The sequence below is a fragment of the Streptomyces niphimycinicus genome (assembly GCF_018883605.1).
GTDB lineage: Bacteria > Actinomycetota > Actinomycetes > Streptomycetales > Streptomycetaceae > Streptomyces > Streptomyces niphimycinicus.
Genome location: NZ_JAHLEM010000625.1, coordinates 1 through 3,200, shown reverse-complemented (window position 1 = coordinate 3,200; position 3,200 = coordinate 1). Strand labels below are relative to the sequence as shown.

Sequence of the window (3,200 nt, the reverse complement as noted above, 5' to 3'; positions counted from 1 at the left end):
GGCCGTGTGGACGACGGCCGTCAGCGGGTGCTCGGCGGGGATGCCCGCGAGCAGCGCCTCGACCTGGGCACGGTCGGCCACATCGCATGCGGCGATGGTCACCTTCGCGCCCAGCTCGGTCAGTTCGGACCGCAGATCCGCCGCGCCCGGGGCCTCCAGACCACGGCGGCTGGTGAGCACCAGATGCTCGGCGCCGCCCGCGGCCAGCCAGCGCGCCACATGGGCGCCCAGCGCGCCCGTACCGCCGGTGACCAGCGTCGTACCGGCCGGCTTCCATGTCCGCACGGCGGGCCCACCGGCCAGCGGGGCGTGTACGAGCCTGCGGGCGAACACCCCGGCCGCGCGCACCGCGAGCTGGTCCTCGCCCTCGGTCCCGGCGAGCACTCCGGCGAGCCGGGCCAGCGTCCGCTCGTCGGGCGAGCCTGGCAGGTCGACCAGACCGCCCCAGCGCTCCGGGTACTCCAGCGCCGCGGTCCGGCCCAGGCCCCACACGAGCGCCTGGTCGGGGGATTCGACGGGGTCCGTCTGCCCGACGGCGACCGCGCCCCGGGTGGCGCACCACAGCGGCGCGTCCACCCCGGCGTCGCCCAGCGCCTGGATCAGCGCGGCGGTGCCGGTCAGCCCGGCGTCGACACCGTCGGTGCCGGGCGCGGTGCCCTGGTCGAAGGCGAGCAGCGACAGCACCCCCGAGACGGTCGTGGCGTCGGCCAGTTCCTCGCGCACCAGGCGGGTCAGCGAGGCGCGGTCCGACTCCACGGCGGTCGGGGTGATCTGCCGTACCTCGGCGCCGCGTTCGGTGAGCATCCGGACCGCGCCGAGCGTCCAGTCGTCGATGGCGGCGGACTCGGGCACGGCCAGCAGCCAGGTCCCGGACAGCCGCGGGGCTTGGGCGTCGGTCAGGGAGGTCCAGGTCACGCGGTAGCGCCAGCCGTCCACCGTGGACTGCTCACGGGCCTGCTTGCGCCAGGTGGCCAGGGCGGGCAGGACGGCGCCGAGCGAGGATCGCTCACCGTCGTCCTGGAACGCGAGGGTGTCGGCCAGCGACGCCAGGTCCTCGCGCTCGACGGCCGCCCAGAAGCGGGCGTCGACGGCGTCGGACGGCGTGCCCGACTCGTCGGCCGGGGTGTCGGCCGGCCGCGGCCAGTAGCTCTGGTGCTGGAAGGCGTACGTGGGCAGCTCGACGCGCTCGGCGCCCGTCCCCTCGTACACCGCCTCCCAGTCGACGGTGACGCCACGTGTCCACGCCTCGCCGACGGAGATCCAGAAGCGGTCCAGGCCGCCCTCGTCACGGCGCAGCGAACCGATCGCGGCGGCCTCACGGCCCGCGTCCTCGGCCGTCTCCTGCACACCCATCGTGAGGACGGGGTGGGCGCTGGACTCGATGAACACCCCGAAGCCCTCGTCCAGCAGGCGGCGGATGGCGCCCTCCAGCTCGACGGTGCGACGCAGGTTGGTGAACCAGTACTCGGCGTCCAGCTCGGAACCGTCGACCCACTCCCCCGTCACGGTCGACAGGAACGGCACCTCGGCCGTCTTGGGCGCTACGGGGGCCAGCAGCTCCAGCAGTTCCTCGCGGAGCAGCTCGACCTGCGCGGAGTGCGAGGCGTAGTCCACCGGCACCCGGCGCGCCCGCACCTCATCGGCCTCACACGCGGCGACCAGCTCATCGAGGGCGGTCGGCTCACCGGAGACGACCACCGAGGACGGCCCGTTGACGGCCGCCACCGAAATGCGCTCCTCGCCCCACGGCGCGATCCGCTCCCGTACGTCCGCCACCGGCAGCGCCACCGACACCATGCCGCCCTTGCCCGCCAGCACCCGGCCGATCGCCTGACTGCGCAGCGCCACCACCCGGGCAGCGTCCTGAAGCGAGAGGGCTCCGGCCACGCACGCGGCGGCGATCTCACCCTGCGAGTGGCCGACCACGGCCGATGGCCGGACCCCCAGCGAACGCCACAGCTCCGCGAGCGAAACCATCACGGAGAACAACACCGGCTGAACAACGTCCACCCGCTCCAGTGACGGTGCGCCCTCCGCCTCGCGCAGCACATCCACCAACGACCAGTCGGTGAACTCTGCGAGCGCGGCGGCACACTCATCAATACGGGCAGCGAACACCGGTGAAGCATCCAACAGCTCCACGGCCATGCCTACCCATTGTGACCCCTGTCCTGGGAACACGAATGCGGCCTTGCCCCCGATTGAGGCCCCCTGCACCAGGTTGGGCAGGACCTGCCCCCTAGCGAGGGCGTCCAAACCACCGGCGAATTCGTCCCGGTCCGTACCCACCAGCACCGCGCGCCGCTCGAAGGCGGCACGGGTGGTGGCCAGCGAGTGGCCGATGTCCAGCGGGCGCGGGGCCGGGTCGGCATCAAGGTGGGCCAGCAGCTTGGCGGCCTGGGCGCGCAGCGCGGCCTCGCTCTTGCCGGACACCGTCCACGGCAGCGCGCCCGGCCGCCGGGTGGCCGGCTCGGTCTCGTCCGGCTCCTCGGCCGGGGCCTGCTCGATGATGGCGTGGGCGTTGGTGCCGCTGAAGCCGAACGAGGACACCGCGGCCCGGCGCGGACGGCCGGTCTCCGGCCACTCGCGCGCCTCGGTCAGCAGCTCGACCTCGCCCGCCGACCAGTCCACATGCGGGGTGGGCTCCACGATGTGCAGCGACTCCGGCAGGACGCCGTGGCGCAGCGCGAGGACGAGCTTCATCACACCCGCGACACCGGCGGCCGCCTGGGCGTGGCCGATGTTGGACTTGATCGAGCCGAGCAGCAGGGGCTGCCCGTCGGGCCGCTCCTGGCCGTAGGTGGCCAGCAGCGCCTGCGCCTCGATCGGGTCACCCAGCGTCGTACCGGTGCCGTGTGCCTCGACGACGTCCACCTCGGCGGGCGACAGCCGGGCGTTGGCGAGGGCCTGCCGGATCACCCGCTGCTGGGACGGCCCGTTCGGCGCCGTCAGCCCGTTGGACGCACCGTCCTGGTTGATCGCCGAGCCCCGCACGACCGCCAGCACCGGGTGGCCGTTCTTGCGCGCGTCCGACAGCCGCTCGACCAGCAGCATGCCCACGCCCTCGGCCGGGCTGAAGCCGTCCGCGTCCGAGGAGAACGCCTTGCTGCGGCCGTCGGAGGACAGTCCGCGCTGGCGGCTGAACTCGATGAAGGTGCCCGGGGTGGCCATCACGGTCACCCCGCCCGCGAGCGCGATGG

General features: G+C 73.9%; 1 protein-coding gene. It reads right to left on the bottom strand.

The window, feature by feature from the left end:
- On the bottom strand, positions 1–3,200 hold a 3,200-nt coding region (locus tag KN815_RS38255), incomplete at both ends, for a type I polyketide synthase (protein WP_216346417.1).